General features: G+C 44.1%; 14 protein-coding genes and 3 tRNA genes. 12 read left to right on the top strand and 5 right to left on the bottom strand.

What is annotated here, in order from left to right; translation table 11 throughout:
- The first annotated feature begins 185 nt into the window (after positions 1–185).
- Positions 186–1340, top strand: a complete 1155-nt coding sequence (purK, locus tag ACLI09_RS03480; protein ID WP_411418197.1) for a 5-(carboxyamino)imidazole ribonucleotide synthase — start codon at positions 186–188, stop codon at positions 1338–1340.
- Between the two features lie 90 nt (positions 1341–1430).
- Here purK and ACLI09_RS03475 read toward each other — a convergent pair whose 3' ends face one another.
- Entirely contained in the window at positions 1431–2201 is a 771-nt protein-coding gene (locus tag ACLI09_RS03475; protein WP_411418196.1) for a hypothetical protein, read from the bottom strand.
- 200 nt (positions 2202–2401) lie between these two features.
- Entirely contained in the window at positions 2402–3367 is a 966-nt protein-coding gene (locus ACLI09_RS03470; protein WP_411418195.1) for an FKBP-type peptidyl-prolyl cis-trans isomerase, read from the bottom strand.
- Between the two features lie 80 nt (positions 3368–3447).
- On the opposite strand from ACLI09_RS03470, the gene ACLI09_RS03465 reads away from it, so the two are divergent.
- Genes ACLI09_RS03465 through ACLI09_RS03455 form a run of 3 tightly spaced genes read left to right on the top strand, consistent with a single transcriptional unit; the run spans position 3448 to position 4921 of the window.
- Entirely contained in the window at positions 3448–3834 is a 387-nt protein-coding gene (locus tag ACLI09_RS03465) for an RNA-binding S4 domain-containing protein (RefSeq protein ID WP_411418194.1), read from the top strand.
- A gap of 3 nt (positions 3835–3837) precedes the next feature.
- Positions 3838–4422 (top strand): SAM-dependent methyltransferase, encoded by a 585-nt coding sequence (locus ACLI09_RS03460; protein WP_411418193.1) that lies wholly within the window; start codon positions 3838–3840, stop codon positions 4420–4422.
- A gap of 7 nt (positions 4423–4429) precedes the next feature.
- A complete protein-coding gene (locus tag ACLI09_RS03455) occupies positions 4430–4921 on the top strand; it encodes a phosphoribosyltransferase domain-containing protein (protein WP_411418192.1) in 492 nt (163 codons plus the stop codon).
- On the opposite strand, the gene ACLI09_RS03450 is transcribed toward ACLI09_RS03455, so the two are convergent.
- Complete coding sequence (locus ACLI09_RS03450) at positions 4914–5432, bottom strand: shikimate kinase (protein WP_411418191.1); 519 nt, start codon at positions 5430–5432, stop codon at positions 4914–4916. The genes ACLI09_RS03455 and ACLI09_RS03450 overlap by 8 nt on opposite strands.
- Before the next feature lie 139 nt (positions 5433–5571).
- Between ACLI09_RS03450 and ACLI09_RS03445 the strand changes: the two genes are divergently transcribed.
- The 8 genes from ACLI09_RS03445 (at position 5572) to ACLI09_RS03410 (ending at position 19390) form a co-directional block, all read left to right on the top strand.
- Positions 5572–5644, top strand: a tRNA-Lys gene (locus ACLI09_RS03445).
- Positions 5645–5671: 27 nt separating this feature from the next.
- A tRNA-Lys gene (locus tag ACLI09_RS03440) sits at positions 5672–5744 on the top strand.
- 758 nt (positions 5745–6502) lie between these two features.
- Positions 6503–6703: a hypothetical protein gene (locus ACLI09_RS03435; protein WP_411418190.1), complete on the top strand. Its 201-nt coding sequence runs from the start codon at positions 6503–6505 to the stop codon at positions 6701–6703.
- Between the two features lie 242 nt (positions 6704–6945).
- On the top strand, positions 6946–14025 hold the full coding sequence (locus tag ACLI09_RS03430) for a T9SS sorting signal type C domain-containing protein (RefSeq protein ID WP_411418189.1): 7080 nt from the start codon (positions 6946–6948) through the stop codon (positions 14023–14025).
- A gap of 586 nt (positions 14026–14611) precedes the next feature.
- Positions 14612–14693: transfer RNA gene (locus ACLI09_RS03425), tRNA-Leu, on the top strand.
- 196 nt (positions 14694–14889) lie between these two features.
- Entirely contained in the window at positions 14890–16560 is a 1671-nt protein-coding gene (locus tag ACLI09_RS03420) for a T9SS type A sorting domain-containing protein (protein ID WP_411418188.1), read from the top strand.
- A 281-nt stretch (positions 16561–16841) separates the two neighbouring features.
- Positions 16842–17651, top strand: coding sequence for an AraC family transcriptional regulator (locus ACLI09_RS03415; protein ID WP_411418187.1), 810 nt, complete (start codon positions 16842–16844; stop codon positions 17649–17651).
- Between the two features lie 77 nt (positions 17652–17728).
- Positions 17729–19390 (top strand): serine hydrolase domain-containing protein, encoded by a 1662-nt coding sequence (locus ACLI09_RS03410; protein WP_411418186.1) that lies wholly within the window; start codon positions 17729–17731, stop codon positions 19388–19390.
- A 15-nt stretch (positions 19391–19405) separates the two neighbouring features.
- Here ACLI09_RS03410 and ACLI09_RS03405 read toward each other — a convergent pair whose 3' ends face one another.
- Together ACLI09_RS03405 and ACLI09_RS03400 are read right to left on the bottom strand one after the other, a co-directional pair.
- Complete coding sequence (locus ACLI09_RS03405) at positions 19406–20326, bottom strand: helix-turn-helix domain-containing protein (protein WP_411418185.1); 921 nt, start codon at positions 20324–20326, stop codon at positions 19406–19408.
- Positions 20327–20400: 74 nt separating this feature from the next.
- The gene (locus tag ACLI09_RS03400) at positions 20401–21240 is read right to left on the bottom strand and encodes an SDR family NAD(P)-dependent oxidoreductase (RefSeq protein WP_411418184.1); all 840 of its coding nucleotides are present in this window, start codon (positions 21238–21240) and stop codon (positions 20401–20403) included.
- Positions 21241–21421: the final 181 nt, after the last annotated feature.

Here is a 21421-nt window from a genome sequence, read left to right as displayed (position 1 = left end):
ACCCAAATGCTAAATTTAAGTGAAAAATACTACAACATTTTTTAATGTAATGTTTTAAAGGATGCCGGGGCGCTTAATAACCTTTAAATTTTACCGCGGTCAAAAAACCTCAGCACCTAAGAATCTAAGATCCTCAGCCCCTCAAAAAAAAATAAGTATCTTTGATGCCGAACAACACGGCTAAAATGAACTACTTTTCTTCCGGATTTAAACTCGGCATACTGGGCGGCGGCCAGCTGGGCAAGATGCTGCTTACCGAAACACGCAAATTTGATATACAAACCTATGTGCTCGACCCCAGTGATGATGCACCCTGTAAAGTGGGGAGCAACGTTTTTGTACAGGGCAGCCTTATGGATTTTGATACGGTATATAACTTTGGCAAACAGGTAGACGTGCTTACCTTTGAGATAGAGCTGGTTAACATACCCGCGCTCGAAAAACTGGAGGCAGAAGGCATAAAGGTATACCCCTCGCCCACTACCCTTAAGCTGATACAGAACAAAGGCACGCAAAAAGATTTTTATGCCGCCAACGATATCCCCACCGCGCCGTATAAGCGATTTGAAAGCCTTGCCGACTTAAAACTCGCCGTAAAAAGCGAAGCCCTTGCCTACCCTTTTGTGTGGAAAAGTACCGAAGGCGGTTATGATGGTAACGGCGTAAAAGTGATACGCAATGCGGAAAGCTTTACCGGCCTGCCCGATGTGCAGTGCATAGCCGAGAGCATGATTCCCTTTAAAAATGAGCTTGCCGTAATTGTAACGCGCACCCCGTCGGGAGAAATAAAAACCTACCCGGTTGTAGAAATGGAGTTTCACCCGGAGGCCAACCAGGTGGAGTATGTTATCTGCCCCGCGCGTATTGATATAGCTGTAGCCGAAAAGGCCCGCGCCATAGCGCTAAAGGTAAGCGAAGCCTTTAACCATGTGGGCCTGCTTGCCGTGGAGATGTTCCAGACGGAAGATGATGAAATATTAGTTAACGAAGTAGCCCCAAGGCCGCACAACAGCGGGCACTACAGCATAGAGGCCAGCTACACCAGCCAGTTTGAGCAGCACCTGCGTGCCATACTCAACCTGCCCCTGGGCAATACCGACAGCAAGGTAGCCGGCATTATGGTAAACCTTGTGGGTGCCGAAGGTTACAGCGGCAACGTTGTATATGAAAATATCGACAAGATTTTAGCTCTTGACGGCGTTACCCCGCATATTTACGGCAAAAAGCAAACCCGCCCGTTCCGCAAGATGGGGCATGTAACCATAGTGCATGAAGACATAGCCGAAGCAAGAAGGGTTGCCGGGGTGGTTAAGGAAACTATTAGGGTGATTTCCGGTTGATTACTGGATTAACTGATATACAAATAGTTAGTAATGCAGACATAATGAAGTGCTTGATTTTTGTCTAAAATATTTGGCCGTTATTTATTTCTAATAATCCCTGATATCTACAATATAAAATTTGTTCTTCCAAATTTTGGCATTTGCCAGAAAATCTTTATCAGAAATAATGGCTTTTAGAATTTTCTCCTGCCTGGTGGTGTGATCTTTTCTTGTTCTCACTGTAATTTCTTCCGGTATATTGTCATTCATATCATAATCCCAAAACTTTTCTATAAAGATTTTATCTTTTCCGATTTTTTTAAATTCAAATCCATCCAAAGTGTTCAGTGTATCATAATCTCCTCCCTCAATTAACTCCTGGCGTTCGTCATAATAGGTTTTGTAATTGCCATTTTTTTTACCTGAAATTTCAGTAATTATTTTACGTAGCTCATTCGGGTCTTTTAATTGGTTTTCAAACTTCTTTTCGAATATTAAAAACGAATCAATCATAACGCAGGACATAAGATTTATCTCGGCATTTTCATATTTTTCATTATTGGGGTCGTCTTCATCGTATCTTACATTATACACAACAAATTCAGTATTATAAATGTTCAGTATGCCTCCTTTCTCTCTAAGATTAAAAGCTGTTGGTTCAGAACCATTAAGTGTAAACGTATGCTTTTGGTAAGGTGATAAAAATACACTGTCTATAACACCGTGTGTAATAATTGTGTCTTTAGAATTAAAAATTAAGGTATCTGAAACAACATCTTCTTTTCCTATTATTTTAATCCCTACCTGCTCTCTTTTGCAGGAGATAATTACAAAAGAAAGAGATAAAATTGCAAATTTTAAAATCAGGCTGTTTTTCATATTATAAATCATAACGTAGTACAATACTACACAAAAAAATAATAGAAGAACAATGGTTTTTTCGCCATTTGTGAAACAGTTGTGGTATTGCGTAAATAGAAACTGATTGAAATAGCCTCGTCGCACTGCTCTGTATACTAAAACAAAAATCCCAACCTTATCCAGATTGGGATTTTTGTGTATATAGTGCTGCTATGCTATTACTCTGGGTGACATGTAGGATCTAAGTGTACTTTAATGGTACCTGTATCGCTGCAAATATTTGTGCGGATGGCCTCAAAGCTGGGATATTCTTCATCAGTATCCGGGTCAATCAACTCAAGCTGTGTAGAGAACCCGTCGTCGTCATCGTCAGGGTCAAGGTAATTTGGGGCATAACCATCCTTATAGGCCACTGTATGGTCAAGGGTTACATCGCCCTTATCCTTATCGGTGTTATAATAAAAGGGGTCGCTAAACTCACTTTCTCTTTCGTTTATATTTAAAATACCGTCGCTATCCGCATCCAGGTATTCGGCGGCATGCAACTTAAAGCTAAAAATAAGCGGTTCATAAGCCCCTACATTACCTGAACCTGAATTATAGTAGGCAAGCCCTGAAGGCACAAACATAACACCGGCGCCATAATTTTGGTAAGACGGGGGGTTAGGGCTACCGGGTTCATCTACATATACACCGGGCCTGAACATCGGTATTATTTCCTGCCATCCCTCTATAGTACCAGACAGGTTAAGCGGCGTTTCGCCCAGTGGGTTATAGTCAAACTGGGTACCGTCAAACAACTGCCCCCTGTAAGCCACCTTTACATTGTCGGCACGGGTGGGGGCTATACCCACTCCCTGCTGCAACACGATATAGTATAAGGTATACAGTGGCACGTTAGCTTCGGCAACGCTATACACGTTTTTGCTTATCTTCGGGTAGTCCGTCTGGTCCCATATAGAAACATGGCCTGAACCGGCTACAAGCGTATCAAAAGTTACGTTAAAGTTAGCATCAACAGTCATATAGTGGGTTTGCATGTACTCTTCTATCTGCACCTTCTCGGCAGCATACTGTACAGTATAATCACGGGGCGGGGTAACATCGGCACCATCGTCTTTTTTACATGAGGCAAAAAGGGTAATGAGTGCAATAAGGCCAAGCGCCTTTAAACTTCTGTTCATTATAATTTTTTTTATAGGGGTGCAAGATACAATTTTCCCTTATTTTTGTAATGGTATAACACCATATTTTAAGAAATAGTATGAGGATTGACAAATATTTGTGGTGCGTGCGGTACTACAAAACCCGCAGTATAGCTACCCAGGCCATACAAAAAGGTCATGTTACGGTAAACGGGCAGCAGGCAAAAGCATCGCGCGATGTGTTTCCGGGTGATAAAATTACAGTAAGGCGCGACCAGATAAATTATAAACTTACAATACTTGATATTCCGGCAAACCGGCTGGGGCCAAAACTCGTAGATATATACCGTAAGGATGAAACTCCCGCAGAAGCCTTTGAACACCTTGAACTATTAAAACTCAGCAAAGAGCATTACCGCGCCCGCGGAACCGGAAGGCCTACCAAGAAAGACCGCCGCGATCTGGATGATTATGCCGATGAGCTGCCCGATGCAGACGACATATAACCAATGGAAACACTCGACAAAACCTACTGGGAAGAACGCTACAAAAGCGATGATGTTGCCTGGGATACCGGCAGCATTACCCCACCCATTAAACAATATATAGACCAGCTGACGGATAAAAACGCCCGCATACTGGTGCCCGGCGCAGGTAACGGGCATGAGTTTGCCTACCTGGCCGAAAATGGTTTTGAAAACGCCACCGTGCTGGATATTGCCGAAACCCCGCTAAAAAACATTGCCGCACGCCTGCCCCACCTTACTGCGGAACGGCTTATAAACGCCGATTTTTTTGAGCACTACGGCACCTATAACCTTATTATAGAACAAACTTTTTTTTGCGCGCTGCCCCCTGCCCTGCGTCAAAACTATGTAACCAAAATGCACAGCCTTTTAGCCCCCGGCGGTAAGCTGGCAGGGCTGCTGTTTGATTTTGAGCTTACAGAACAGGGGCCACCCTTTGGCGGAAGCCGCGAAGAGTATGTAAATTTGTTTGCGCCGCTGTTTAAAATTAACATGCTGCACCGCGCGTATAATTCGATAAAACGGCGGGAGGGTAAAGAACTCTTCTTTATCTTTGAAAAAAAATAGTACCCGGATGAATGTGATACTGAACAAGCAGCAGATTGAATATAAAACCCGCCGCATTGCTTACCAGATTTATGAAACCTTTGCAGATGAAACCGAAGTGGTAATTGCCGGCATAGCCAGCAACGGCTACGTGTTTGCAAAAATGATTGCTGCCGAGCTGGAAAGCATATCAGACCTTACCATAACACTGTGCGAAGTTACCGTTAACAAACAGGAACCGCTACAACCGGTGCACACCTCGCTTACCACTGCCCAATACACTAATAAATCGCTGGTGCTTATAGATGATGTGCTAAACAGCGGCACTACACTTATATATGGTGTAAAGCACTTTTTAGACGTTCCGCTAAAAAAGTTTAAAACCGCCGTGCTGGTAGACCGCAACCACAAGCAATATCCCGTTAAAGCCGATTTTAAAGGACTCTCGCTCTCTACGTCTATGAAAGAGCACATTGAGGTGCAGCTTGAAGGCGCAGAGCCGTTTGCGGCGCTTAATTAAGAAAATCCATAATTTCATCAGCTACTGCATCGGGCGTTTTGCCATCGGTAGTTACCACATGTTTTGCGTGGTGATAGTAGTAGCTGCGCTCAAAAAGGTGCTGCCCTATAAACTCCTTTAGCTCCTGCCCCTGTAGTTTGTCCAGCAGCGGCCTTTTGTTAGCCTGCACCTGTGTACGTTGTATAATAGTGTCAATACCCGTTTTAAGGTATATCGACTGCACACCGTCCTGCTGCAGCAATAAGTGGTTGTTTGCATAGCAGGGTGTACCGCCGCCCAGGCTTAGCACAAAGCTGTAGTCGTTTGCCAGCATTTCTTTAAACGCTTCATGCTCCAGCCTGCGGAAATGTATCTCGCCCTGCTGCTCAAAAAGCTCCGGCACGCTTTTACCGGCCTTTTTTTCTATAATTTCGTCAAGGTCAAAATAGGGTATTCCGGCCGCTTTTGCCAGTATTTTGGCCGTAGTTGTTTTGCCGGAACCCATGTATCCGCACAAAATTATCTTTTTCATATAAATAAGCCTTTCTATACTAAGGCGTTGAGAAAATTAGTAAAAAAAAACTCAAATTTATAATAAAATCATTTTGGTTAATAAATAATACATCCTTATATTTGCACCCGCATTCAGGGAATGACTTTTACTGTATTTTGACTCGGTAGCTCAGCCGGTAGAGCACATCACTTTTAATGATGGGGTCCTGGGTTCGAATCCCAGCCGGGTCACAAAAAAGTCTTTTTCCAGAATGCTACGACTCGGTAGCTCAGCCGGTAGAGCACATCACTTTTAATGATGGGGTCCTGGGTTCGAATCCCAGCCGGGTCACAAAAAGAGACATTTTTTCTAAACAGAAAACTTGTCTCTTTTATTTTAATAACCTGTTTATAAGCAGCTATACCCCTTTATTTTGCTTATCTCATAAATTCCAACAACCATCATTGAAATTCATTATCTGATATTGAATTCGTACTATTAGTTAGTTTTTTTTATTTTAAGCCATATAAATTACTCCTCTACCATTTGGAAACTCATTAACTAAATGAGCCTATCAGAAGCCGAAAACCACAATACAAATAAGATGCACATCCAGTTTCCTGCCCGGCAGAAATGGAGTATAATTGCAAGTTCTTGGTGTAAATCGGCAATTAACGAAAACTCATACAAACACATCAAACCCGTTTCTACGTGACTTAAACAATTGTTAGTTCATTGTAAACATTTGTATTTTATAGATTTTCCATTCAGCAGGATATTTTTAGCTAAGACTCATCCATATCTCCATACTTAAAACCCTCTGTCCTACTTCACCCAATTCAATTCATTTACTAATGAATTTTTTAAGTTACAAAGACAACCATCACTATACAAAAAAGTACATCTAACGATGAAAAATGTATTTAAACCGATTGTTTAGTACTTTAACATTAAAAAAATTCCACGCTTATATATTTGTAACGAAATAATTTATATCTCTTAAAGGATATAAAATTTGCAACAGCACACACACCTTACAGGCTGATTGCTACAAGTTAAGTTCAATAAAATAGTGTTCGCTTAATGTGTTTCACTTAAAAATGATTGTTATGCAAACAAAATTACTATTTTTTGTAATGGGTAGCCTGTGTGTGTGCGGAATCCCTTTTTTGTCGCTGGCGGCACAGCAATTTTTAAGCGATACCTACCACATATTTTTTACAGTTAACCAGGCCAGGCCAACACCTGGCTATACATTACAGAAAAATATTGATATCAACTTAGCCAGTACTAAAACCTATCGGCATTAATAAGACGTTTCACTCTTTTTGAGCATACCCCATATCTACTATTTAAATATCTATCCCTAAATCAAATTAAGAAAGTTAGCACCGTATTACAGCTTAACAGGGCTATACTACATTTCAACTATACATAACCGTGCATCTGGCTATTAATGGATGGCTTGCTTAATTTCCTCTGTACCTTTGAGGGTATAAGGTAGTACAATTTCACTATAAAATATATAAAATCGACAATTAATTACTCTCACATGCAACTAAAATTACTTAAAAACAGCAGGTTATTCCTGGTATTGGCCGGCTTACTGTCACTCGCGGCGGGTGCCCAGCAGACTACCGTCTTTACACAGGATTTTACCACATCGGCAGGTACCTCCTATAGTACCGTAAATGGTGCAATAGGCAACAGCAGCACTTGGTCATTAGTACGCAGCGGTACCGATATGGGTGCCCGCATAAACTCCGGCTACCTGGATTTAACTAATGATGCTACAGGTGCGGCAAACAGTGCAGGATGGATTTTAGCCTACAGGCTTTCGGCCACGACCGCACCTTATAACGCTACCTTAAGTGCTAATCCGGGCACTGTAACCTGGACGTTTAATATGCGCCAGTACCGCACTAACCCCAGTGGTGTGGCAAATAATAACTATGGTAACGCCGTGGTGCTTGCGGGTACCTCAAACACTACTGCAACTACCGGTAGCGGCTATGCAGTAGTACTGGGCAACAGCGGTAATACCGACCCCATACGTTTAGTGCGCTATAGTGCAGGCTTGCGTACATCTACCGATATGATATCATCTAACACCAGCGGTGTAAACGACTTTGGCCGCCACTACGCCAGTGTAAAAGTAACCTATTCGCCAGCTAATAATACCTGGGAATTGTTTGTAAGGAAAGACAGCAGTTCATCATTTGCTAACCCCGCTACCGGGTATTATGCAAGCCAGGGAACTACAACTAACAACGCCTCTACGGCTACAGCATTGCCTCTTTTAGGGGCATTCTGGAACGCGGGTACCAAATCGAAACAAACCGCTTTTTTTGACAATTACTCTATATCGGTTGCTACACCGGTACTTGCTTCTATATCGCCTACATCTAAAGTGGCGGGTTCTGCCGCCTTTACCCTTAGTGTAACAGGTTCTAACTTTACCAGCACCTCTGTAATACAATGGAATGGCGTTGCCCTTACTACCACTTATGTTTCGCCCACACAGCTTACGGCAAGTGTACCTGCTGCTAATGTAGCCACAGCAGGTACGGCTGCTATAAACGTAGCCACGGGTGTAGCGGTAAGCGGCTCGCAAACGTTTTATATAGATGCGGTAAATACCCCGTCTATATCTACCTCTACAAGCGCGTTATCTAATTTCGTTACCATTAGCGGTACGCCGTCAGCACCGCAAAGCTTTACTTCAACCGGCACATCGCTGGGGGCCGGCAATAACATTACCATTACAGCGCCTGCAAATTTTGAGGTTTCTTCGGCAGCGGCCGGCCCATATTCAGCCAGCATACCGGTTTCGGCAGCTACCACCACTACGTATGTAAGGGTAAAAGCCAGCGCCCCCTCAGGACTGTACTCTAACGTGGTATTGCTGGCGGCATCGGGTGCCACAACACGCCAGATAACGCTTACGGCTACAGTATTAAGTACTGAGCCCACCACCACGGCCACATCGCTAACATTTACAAATACAAACTCTATACAAACTACCATAAACTGGTCTGGCGGTAACGGCGCTAACCACCTCGTTGTGGTACGCCAGGCATCGGCTGTAGCCGCTACGCTTACTGATGGCGCTACCTACTTTGCATCAACAACATTTGGCTCAGGAGCCGATGTAGGCACTACAAGCTATGTTGTATATGCAGGCGGCGCAAACTCGGTAACTGTTATTGGGCTTAACCCTGCTACTACATACTATGCAACAGTATATGAATATAATGGCTCTGGCGGTACTGAGAATTACCGTACTACCGGTATATCGGGCAGCACAACTACACTTAACGCGCCACTTGGCCTACAGGTTAAAACGGTAAATACCGTGTATACAATTGACTTTGATACTACCGTAGAAGGTGTAAATAACGGTACTTACGAAGGCGCAGGCCTTGCCGATTTTCCGGATGTGGGAGAGCTTAATACTAACTCGTTTGTATTCTCGCCAACCACTACAACAGGCGTAACCTTTGGCGGTGATATATTAGACGATGACCCGGCCTATGGTAATGGCCTTTCAGACGGAGGCGTAACAGACGGAGGTTTTTATGCATTCCATGTAGGCACAGGCAATTATGCACTGGGCATACAACCAGATGCAACCTATCCGTCGGGCAGTACAACGTTGCGTTTCCAAAACCAGACCGGTACAGCTATAACATCTGTAAACATTGGTTATAAAATTTATGTACGTAACGATGAGGCAGGCGCCAACACTTATAATTTCTTTTATTCGCCTACTAACGCTAACAACGTAAACTACCTGGCGGCCACAGTACTTAACCATACTACTACCGCCGCTGCCGATGCACTGCCCGGATGGAAAATGTATTATAAGGTAGTAACCCTTACCGGCCTTAATATTTCGGCAAACAGCTATTATTATATCCGCTGGAGCGGCGATGTTGCTTCAGGCACTGCCTATGATGAAATAGCGCTTGACGATATTACAATAGTGGCAAACCCTACCAGCAATTATGCACCTCTTGCAGGTACGGTACAAACAGCGGTTTTAGCAGGTAACTCTAACCTGAGTGGCGCTACAACTGTTAACGGCGATATTACCTTTAACGGAGGTAAACAATATTTAGGGGCAAACACACTTACCCTTAATGGCACGGTAACAAACACCACTACTGCAGGATTAAGCGGAAGCGCATCATCAAACCTGATTGTTTCAGGAGCGGCAAGTGCTACCCTTAGCTTTGACCAGACAACACTGGGCACTACAAACCTGCTGAACAACCTTACTGTAAGCCCATCCGGCAATAATACGGTAACGCTGGGCAACAATGTTGTTGTTAACGGCACACTTACCGTAGATGAAGGCCAAACCTTTGCCCTGGGTACTAACACACTAACAGGTACATTATCTACTATTACTAATAATGGTACGGTAACTACCACTAATACCACCACTACTCCATTTGCCTCGGGCAAAACATGGGGTGGTACGGGCCTGATAGCTTTTAATGCTGCCACAGCGGCACAATACCTGCCTGCCGGTACCTATAATAAAGTTACAATAAATACCACAGGAGGTGGTAACGCCACAGGCAATATCACTCTTACAGGCAACCTCGATTTGCCAAATGCAAACGTAAGCGCTACTAAAGGTGCTTTTGATACCGCTGCGTATAGTATTACCATGGGGCCTAACTCATTCAATACCGGCTTAGGCGATGTAAGCGGAGTTATAACACGTAATAGCGGTATTACTACTAATGTGGCTTATACCTTTGGCCACTCACGAACCACAATTTTTTACCCTACAACAGGTACATTGCCTACATCTATGAGTATTAAAATTGTATTAGGATCTGCGCCGGCCGGTAAAACCGATGCAATACTGCGTACCTACGATTTTATACAAACGGGTGGTATAGGAACAAAAGCTACCATTTCTGCGCACTATCTTGACGGCGAGCTAAACAACAATACAGAGAACAAACTGGTAGACTGGGTGGTAGTAGTGCCAAGTACGCTTGTGGAGCAGGGGCGCACTAACTATGGCACTACAGATAATTTTGTAGAGCTAAGTAACGTAAATGTGGCATTCTTTTCGTCAACATTTGATTCTAAACTACTTACACTGGCCAATTCACAGGTAGCTACTGTAACCTGGAACGGATCGGTAAGTACCTCATGGACAACAGCGGCAAACTGGACGCCAAATGCAACACCGTCTGACGCTACCAATGTAATAATACCGGACGCAGCTACCACGCCAAACGATCCTATACTAAATAGCAGCGTAACTATTGGAACGCTAAACATACAAACCGGCGGTATATTAAATACCCCTACCGGCGGGCAACTAAATATTACCAAAGCGAGTGGCGCCTGGATAAACCAGGGAACCTATAACCCATCAAACGGAACGGTTGCTTTTACTGTGCCGCTGGCCAGTGGAGATGCTACTATAGCAGGCAGTACCACATTTTACAACCTTACAGTACCTGCGGGTACCAACCTAAGGCCGGTAACAGATAACGTACTTGATATAAGCGGTACATTTACAAAAGATGGTAACCTGTATGCAGGTTCTGTTACAAACACTGTTGTATACAGTGGTACTAACCAAACGGTAGTTATACCAAATGGTGCACTGGGGGCTTATGACAATTTAACCATAAATGGAACCGGAGCTATTATTCCCGCGTCTATAAATATTGCCGGTAACTTAATTACAAACCAGGCTGTAAACTTTGCAGGCACTACCGTAAATATAATAGGTACTGAGGCAGCCGGCCAGCACATAGGCGGTACGGTAAGCCCGTCTTTTAACAACCTTACTATAAACAAGCCTTCGGGTTCGGGCACACTTATACTGCAAAACAATATCGCGGTAACAGGTACGCTTACGTTAAACTCCGGGCTTCTTGATATTGCAAGCCATAACCTTACATTGGGCGCTAATGCCGTGGCAGGTACATTTTCTACTACCAGTATGATTGATGCCGACGGCACGGGGCATGTTATACGCCCATACACAGGTGTAGGTTCCTACACCTTCCCTATAGGCGAAACTACAAGTAACACCAGCTATTCGCCGCTTACTATAAACGTTACGGCAGGTACATTTAATAATGCTACAATAGCGGTAAACCTTACCGACGCCACTCACCCTAACAACTATGGCACCAGCAGCTATTTTACACGCTACTGGAGTGTAACCGAAACCGGCATAACCGGCGCGGTGGCCACGGTAACCGGCAACTATACCTTAGGCGATGCTGTAGGCGGCGAAAGCGTACTTAGTGCTGCGCAGCTAAACGGTACTTTTAACGCGATAACAAACCCGTGGGTTAAATTTGGTACATTGGGCAACACTACTTTCAGTGCTCCAAATGCGACATTAACATCTGGCCAAACCTCTTACTTTTCAGGTATTACTTCATCGCCCGTTAGCGTTACTGTAGATGGTGGAGGTACTTTTTGTCAAAATACTACAGTACAACTTAGCTCAGCAGTAGCTGGCGGCGTGGGTAACTACACCTACAACTGGTCTAACGGATTAGGCTCTGGCACAACTGCGGTGCCGCCTACAAATACTGTAGGTAGCGTAACCTACACCCTTACAGTAAGGGATGCAAACGGCATAGTGGGCACAGCTACCGCCGTGGTAACCGTAACTGCCGCTCCTAATGGTGGCACACTTACAGGAAACCAGCAAATATGTGCTAATACCACACCGGCTGCTATAACACTTACAGGCTATGTGGGTAGCATTGTACGGTGGGAGCGCTCTACCTCTACCGCATTTGCAAACCCGGCCTTTATAGCCAGCACCAATGCAACTTTAACCGGTGCCGAAATAGGTACCGCACTAACTTCTACACGCTATCTTAGGGCTATTGTACAAAACGGATCGTGTGATGTTGTACCTTCAAATTATATTGAGGTAAAAATAAACACTACCACCTGGAACGGTACTGCCTGGGATAACGGCGTGCCTACCGCCACAGATGCTGTTATATTTAATGGCGACTATACAGCAGGCGCAAGCTTTTCTGCCTGTACCATAGTGGTTAACAGTGGCGCAGATGTACTTATCCCTTCTAACTTTACCGCAACGGTAAATGGCTCGGTAACCGTTAATGAGGGTGGCAGCTTTACATTTAATAATAATGCTGCGCTCGTACAGCTTACAAATGCCGTAAATACAGGCAACATTATATTCCATAAAAACAGCAACCCGCTGTACAGGCTTGACTATACATTATGGTCTGCACCTGTAACCGGGCAAAGGCTTCGCACCTTCTCTATGGGTACCTCTAACAACCGTTTTTATATCTATAAATATGACACCCCTGATAATGGCATTACCTACGTTGAGGGCTACTGGCCTGTAGACCCGCTCACTACCTATTTTGATGTTGCTAAGGCATATCTTATACGTATGCCTAACGTAATCGCTGCAAACGTAACCGGTACTACAGGTGCAGGTCTTACAACACCTGGGCAGTATGTTGAAGGTACAGGTAATTATATTTTTGATGGTACGTTTACAGGTGCTCCAAATAACGGCAGCTATACCACGGCCCTCAGCCAACAGGGCAACTGCTTTACCGCAGTGGGCAATCCTTATCCGTCGCCTATAAGCGTAGCCGACTTCTTATCGGCTAATAGTACAAAACTGGTTACCGATACCGGAATATGGTTATGGAGGAAACGTAACAACCAGAATGTAGAGTCGTATGCTACACTTAATCTGTTTGGTTATACTGCAAACCCCAGCGACAGTACTACAAACAATAGTGGTTTGGGCAGTTTTTACCAGGGCAACAGCAGCACATGGCTTATAGCACCGGGCCAGGGCTTTTTTGTACAGGCAAAACCAAGCCTTGCAGACCCTGCAATAAGTTTTACTAACAGCATGCGCCGTAGCTCACCGGGTGCACAGGCATTTTTCAGGTCGGCAGCAGATACCGCATCACGTTACTGGCTTAATATTACCGCGCAGAATGGCAGTGCCAGCCAGGTGCTGGTAGGCTACACCGAAGAGGCCACCCTGGATATCGATTATGGTTACGACAGTAAAAAACTTGCTGAAAGCACCACCATTTCCTTATATTCTATAGTGCAGGACAGCAAGCTTGCAATACAGGCAAGGCCGGAATTTGAAGTAAATGATATGGTACCTATGGGCTTTACAGTACCGGAAGCCGGCCAGTATACCATACAGATTGACCATACGGACGGTTTGTTTAGCCAAGGCCAGAATATTTACCTGAAAGACCTTCAGGAAGGCCTTATACGTAACCTGAGCCAAAATGATTATACATTTACTACAGAAGCGGGTACATTTGAAGGCCGTTTTGAAATACACTATCAAAATGTGGCGCTGGGCACAGATAATCCTGTTATCGATGCAAATACAGTAATTGTATTTAAGCAAGGTAACACAATAAGCATTAACACAGGAAATACCCTTATGAGCCGTATTAAGGTATTTGATATACGCGGAAGGCAATTGTACAGCCGCGGTAATATTATGGCTGCTGAAACAGTTATAAGCGGCCTGAATGCACAGCAGCAAGTGCTTATAGTACAAATAACCACCGAAAAAGGAACGGTGAACAAGCGAATTGTTTACTAGTAAATCCTAAAATTTTAAAAATACCAGCCCCATTCGTTCCTGCTGAATGGGGCTTGGTATTTAACTTATGCTAATAACCCGGTAATACTATAATGTTTTCCATGGTCAGAAACCGCCGACAAACAGGTTGCCCAAAATTTACGATACTGTGGTAAAACGTAAGATCGCTGGTTTTTATGGCAGGCCGGCAGTATGGCATATTAAAGATTGTAAAAACATTTGTTTTACAAAAGTAGTTTCAGCCGAGCAAAGTTTAATCCGATGATGATACCACAACATCTGTTTGAATTCCATTTTTAAATGTAGGACTTATTTAAAAACCAGGTTTACAAATCTGATTCTTAACAGCCTGCAATTACATTAAAAAAACATCTAAAAAATTAGCTTTTAAGGGTAAACTTGTACTATATTTGCATCCGAAAGTTCAAGGACTAACAAAGGATTAATAGCCGCTTAAATTGCGATTAATCTTTAGAAAATAGAGCCACAAGACATCTCAAATCCTGTAATAAGGAGTTCGGGTTTTGTACTAAAGGGTTCACAAAGTTAAGCCGTAATGCTTAACTTTTTTTTTGCATACTTTTAAGGCCACGTGGAGAAACTGGTAGACTTGCCATCTTGAGGGGGTGGTGCCGCAAGGCGTATGGGTTCGAATCCCATCGTGGTCACAAAATCCGCTTTAAATCATTTATTTAAAGCGGATTTTTTTCACTAAAAGCAGCCCATACCCAACCACTTAATAAACACCCTTCTATATTACCAAATAAATAAATTTAACCGCAACATACATTGCATTCACGTTTGTTAACACGAAACAACTATTTTTGCCTATTAATAACAGAACCAATTTTTAACGGCAATTATATGCAGATGCAGCAATTTAACAAACGTGTTACTATACTGGCCCTTATGTGCTTTTACATAAGCGTGGCGCAAACCACAATTCTTGACCAGACTTTGCTTACTGAACAAAGCTTTAACACCTTTACGCCGGTTAGCGTAACAGGCATACAAACCTGGAACCACAACACTACTTACGGTGCCGTATGCAGCGGATACAGCAGTGGGCAAAGTTATGAAAACGACGACTTTTTTATAAGCCCGGCCATGGATTTGTCTGAAATGGATAATGTGCAACTTACTTTTAGCCATACACGGGGGCCACAGAGTTTAATGAATGCCGGCGTAAGCCAGGGGTGGTATACCGCACTGGCCACGGCAAACTATACCGGCAACCCCGCCACCACACAATGGACAGAACTTACAGGGCTAAACCAAGATATTACAACTCCCTGGCAATATATTAGCTCCGGCAGCCTTGCTATACCCGAGGGGGTACAGTCGGCAAACACGCGTATCGCATTCCGCTATAAGAGCAGTGACTCGCAGAGCGCTACCTGGGAAATAAAAAATGTAAAAGTTACCGGAGAGCCGCAGGGTAACCCATCTAACATGGTTTTTAAAATTACCAACTGGAACACCGAGTGGCTGGGCTGTACCGAATTTGGCCCCGCCGACGAGCAACAGCAAATTGAGAATGTGGCGGCGGCAATGCTGTTAATGAATTCAGATGTATACTGTATACAGGAAGTGTCTAACACCACTTCTTACCCGTCAATAGCAACATTGGTATCCCTTTTAGGCAGCAACGAATGGGGCGGTACCATTGTGCCTTCAAGCACGGGCAATTGTAACCAGAGGCAGGGGCTTATCTACAAAAAATCTACTGTGCAGTTTGTAAGCTCACAACAGCTGAATGAGGGTAATGATGCCCAGGGAGGCTCCTACCATTACAACTGGTCTAACGGGCGCTATCCGTCCGTTTATAATGTTAACCTGCTTGCGGGCAATAATGTTATACCCGTGTCGCTGATAAATATCCATTCTAAATCGGGAGATGATGATGCCGATAGCTATACACGCAGGCTGGGTGGTTCGCAGGCATTAAAAACAATACTCGACGGAGCAGCCTATAACACAAAGAAATTTATCCTGATAGGTGATTATAACGATTATCTTAACGGCACGTCAAGCGATGCCTGCAATTGTACCGATTCACCCTATAAAAATTTTATGGATGATGCAAACCGCTACACCCCACTTACCCAAAACCTTACAAGCACCGGCTGGGAGCCGCACCCCATAATTGAGCATGTTATAATTTCTAACGAACTCACCGGGAATTATGTAGCTAATAGTGCCGTGCGCGAACTAAGCCTTCCGCAAAACATTGACGATTATTATAACACCACTACCGACCATATACCGGTGAGTACATGGTTTCAATTCCCTACGCTAAGCAGCCCATCGTATACCACAAATACGGTTACCGTGTATCCTAACCCGGTAAAAGATGTTTTAACTATTACCGGCAACGGTATGGCCGCCAACACTGGTACCGAGATTTATGACCTGGCCGGCAGGCGCATATTTTATGAAAAACTAAGCGGCAATACCCTAAATGTAAGCGCACTACCATCGGGTATCTATATGGTGAAAATTGGCGGAGGGAGTGCGAAGTTTGTAAAAGAGTAAATAAATACTTTTAGATAAAATCTCAGTAAGGCAGTCGTTTGGCTGCCTTACTTATTGCCGGCTTGCCTCGCCTGCTGACAAAAAACCTTGCAAAATAGCTTTGGCCGGTAAACCTACCCAATAGCTGTTTATTATAGCCTACAGAATATCCTGCGGCATTTAAGTATAAGTAAGGGGGGCAGCGGATGTTCAATATTTAGATATAATTATCCACGTAATCTAACCGTTTATCCGTAAATTGACTACGCATTATCGTAAAAAAATAACCCGGCTACTATCCAATGCACCACTTACAAAAAGGAATATTTTACGGACAAACCAATGAGACCGTTTCCCTTGATGGGATAACGCTTACAGATACCGTTTATACCCACCGTAAGGTAGACTGGCACTACCATGAGCATGCCTATTTCACATTTATTTTAGAGGGCAATGTTATAGAAGGCAATAAAAAAGAGGTCTATAATTGCACACCGGGCACGTTGCTGTTCCACAACTGGCAGGAACCGCATTACAACATTAAGCCCGATGGCTTTACCAGGGGTTTTCATGTTGAGATAGAAAAGCACTGGTTTGACAGTTTAGGCATAAGCAGTAGTGACTTGCAGGGCAGCCTTACCATTTCTAACCCGGACAGTAAGCTCCTGATGTATAAAATTTTCAGGGCAAATAAGCTAGATGGCAACGGCAGTGGTTTGGCAACAGAAACCCTGCTGATAGAGCTGCTGTGCAACCTGTACCTGGATGATAAAACATCCGGTAAAAACCCAAAGTGGGTACAGGTAGTAAACGAAATCCTTCACGACCGCGTAGCAGATTCTCTTACTTTACAGTATTTAGCGGAAACTGCCGGAATACACCCGGTGCACCTTTCACGCGATTTTTCTAAATACTTTCATTGCACGCTAAGCGAATATACCCGAAAGCTAAAAGTAGAAAAGGCGCTGTCGCTCATTGCCTTAAAAACACAGTCGCTCACCGAAATTGCTTATGAATGCGGTTTTTCAGACCAAAGCCATTTTACACGCTGCTTTAAAGAAGTAAACGGCCTCAACCCATCCGCCCATTTAAAATTACTTTCCTTAAAATAATCCGGATGTTAATCCTGTACAATTTTCGGCAGTGCCAAATCAATAGCTTTGCATTTCAATCATAAAAAAAATTACCAATGCGGATATTGCTATTATGTATACTTGCCTTTTACACCTGTACCATTTATGCCCAAACCGCCAACCTGTACCAAACAGACGGCATCACTACAGAGCTACACCGGCAAAACATTGGCAAGGTTACCTTTATGGATGGGAATATCCCGATAGAAAACTACACAGCAGCTGATTTCCTGAAGAAGTTTAAACTCACCCATCAGTCAAACCTCAACGTCAGGATGTTCCTGGATAATTCCATTATAAATTATCTACATCGCTTGGCTCCGGAGGTGTCGGCCGACAGGCTTTTAAAAATGGGCAACCTGCAATGCGCCTTTTATGTTGACGGCGCCGCTGTATATACCGAGAATATTCATTACGGCTGTAACTTTGGGCAGGGCAGCGGCAGTAAAAATACAGCAACCGTACTGCGCATACCCCTTACCAGCCCTGACGGCGAAGACCTGTGGGGCCTGCACATGTGGGACAGGTTTATGCTTAACGGCGGCGAAAAAGCCCTTACCGATGGCAACCACACCCTTAAAATCGAAATACGTCCCTATATTGCCATTGATGAAACTACCATTAAAACAGGCGCTGTAGTAGCACAGGGCCAGCTTAAACTCATAATTAAAACACCTAAAATAACTGCGAAGCAGATTAAAGTACAGCCTATAGCGCAGGGAAGTGGTTGGGGTATTTCTCCCCTACCGTATGACCGTACTAAAATTGAACAGCTTAATAAAGCTATTGCATCCCGAAACCTTAAAGATATAACAAGCGTAGTGGCGGTTTATGAGAGCAAACTTTTGCTGGAAGAGTACTTTAACGGCGCAAACAGGGCTATGCTGCACGACACGCGGTCGGCCGGAAAATCATTTACCTCTACCCTTATGGGGCTGGCTATAAACAACGGCTATATAAAAAGCGAAAATGAAGCACTGGGTACTTTTTATAACCTGAAGGGCTATGATAACTACAACGTTAAAAAAGACAGCATAAAAATTAAAGACCTGCTTACCATGAGCTCGGCATTTGAGGGGTCTGACGCGCACAGCGACTCGCCCGGCAATGAGGAGAACATGTACCCTACGGATAACTGGGTAAAATTCACATTAGATTTAAAGATGGATACCACCAAGACAAATGGGGGCAAATGGGATTATTTTACGGCCGGCGTAGTGCTGCTGGGCGACATCTTAGATAAAAATGTTCCCAGCGGACTGGAGAAATATGCCGACGATAGGCTTTTTAAGCCCTTGGGCATTATACACTACCAATGGCAGTATACGCCCCAAAAAGTAGCAAATACCGCGGGCAGCCTGCAAATGGCATCGCTGGATTATGCCCGGTATGCCCAGCTGTATAAAAACAACGGGGTATGGAACGGCACGCAGCTGCTCCCCGTGCAATGGGTACAGCAAACGCTGAGTAAACAAATACAAATTCCCGGGAGGGACAACCAGTTTTACGGTTATTTATTCTGGAATAAAACCGTTAGCTACAAGGGCAACTTCTATGAAACCTGGTATTGCGCGGGCAACGGCGGCAATGAGTTTATAATTTTTAAAGATTTGCCACTGGTAATAATCATCACCTCTAAGGCCTACGGCAAACCTTACGGGCATCCGCAGGCCGATAAAATAGTGCATGATTATTTGTTGCCTGCTATTTTGAAATAACCTTCCTAAAGTATCTTAATTAAAACTCCTCCTGAACTCCACCGGAGATACACTGGTCTTTGTTTTAAACAGTTTGCTAAACGACTGCGGGTGCTCAAAGCCCAGGCCATAGGCAATTTCGCTAACGGATAACTCGGTGGTTGATAGTTTTTCCTTAGCCTTTTCTATGAGCTTGTTGTGTATGTGCTGCTGGGTATTTTGCCCGGTGAGCGAACGCAGCATGTCGCTCAAGTAACTGGGCGATAGGTGCAGCCGGTCGGCCAGGTATTGCACGGTGGGTATACCCTGCCCCATCGGTTTTTCGTTATTAAAATATTCGTCCAGTACTTCCTCAAGGCTTTGCAGCAGGCCGTTACTCACGGCTTTACGGGTGATGAACTGTCGCTTGTAAAAACGGTTGGCATAATTAAGCAGCAATTCTATTTGCGAGATAATTACATCCTGGCTAAAATCATCGAGGCGGCTGTTTAGTTCCTCTTCAATAATTTCAAAAATAGATATGATAACACCTTTTTCTTTATCCGACAGGTGCAGCGCCTCGTTAGCCGAATAGGAGAAAAAGCCATACTGCTTTATCTTTTTGGCAAGCGGGTACGACAATAAAAAATCAGGGTGGATGAGCAGCGTATACTGCGAACATACACCACCGTGTTGTTCATCGGCGCCTATTATCTGGCCGGGAGCGGCAAACAGGAGGCCGCCCTCATCAAAATCATAATAGTCCTGCCCATATTTTATGCGGCCGCTAAGGCGGGGCTTATAAGATATTTTATAAAAGTTGAGCACGTGTGTTTGCGGCACGCCCAGTTCTATAATATTATTACTTTCTGCACCCAGTATGGTTATAAGCGGGTGGTTAGGCTCCGGCAGGCCAAAGGTGCGTGCGGCCTCGGTAAGCGAGGTAAAGCTGTGGGGCATGGTAACATCTTTTTTCATAAGCTGAAAATTTATATAAAGATAACCGATAATGCATAAATTACCGGTTACCTTAATTTAATTTGATTATATGATTAACCCTGGGCGGCTATGGCCACATCTTCCCAGTCTTCCCACTCTGCCATGCGTTTTGCATATTCACCGCGCACCCAGGCAAGGTTGTGGCTGCCAAGCGAAAGGCGCAACGGCGGGTTTTCCGCATCTACGGCTGCAAACAGTCCATTTGGTGTGGCATCGGGGTTACCACGCTCCAGGGTCTGAAGTTGCTGGAAGAAGTTGTTTTTAAAGTCAGTATAAATATCCATTCCCGCCGAAAACTTAAGCGACTCCTGGCTGCCAAACTCCGTGGCATAAGCGCCCGGCTCTATAATAGTAACCTTAATATTAAAGTCTTTCACCTCCAGCGCAAGGCTCTCGTGTATGGCTTCAAACGCCCACTTAGATGAAGCATAGTACCCAATGACCGGCAGCGTTACGTGCCCCAGGTTGCTGCTTGTGCCCAGTATGTGGCCGTAGCCCTGCTCCCGCAGCAAAGGCAGTGCCGCCTGGATAACGGCAACGGTGCCAAATATATTGGTATCATACATCGCCTTTACCTCATCGGCGCTGGCTTCTTCTATGGTAGCCACAAGCGAGTAGCCGGCGTTGTTAAGCACAATGTCCAGTTTACCAAAGTGCGCATACGCTTTTTCTACTGCTTCTTTAGCCTGGGCGCTGTTAGTAACGTCAAGCTCTAATGTAAGTACGTTGTCGCCATACTGCTCGTTTAGCACCGCTATGCTTTCTACCTTACGTGCCGTGGCGGCTACCTTATCACCACGTTTAAGCGCTGCTTCGGCCCATACGCGGCCAAATCCGCGTGAAGCGCCTGTTATAAACCAAACTTTACTTCCTGTTGTTTTTTGATCTGACATAATTTTTAATTGTTTAAAATTTATAGTACAAATGTCGGCAGGAAGCGCGTGTTGCACGTAGCCTAAACGGGGAGTAACGTAGCCTAAATGAGATTTTTGATATATTGACAAAAAAATCACCATTAATGGGTATATGTTGATGTTAATTTTTTTAACATATTTGATCCACTCATAAGCACTT

Source organism: Flavobacterium sp. RHBU_24 (assembly GCF_046613695.1).
Taxonomy (GTDB): domain Bacteria; phylum Bacteroidota; class Bacteroidia; order Flavobacteriales; family Flavobacteriaceae; genus Flavobacterium.
The sequence above is the reverse complement of the archived record's forward strand: the minus strand, read 5'-3'. Positions and strand labels throughout refer to the sequence as shown.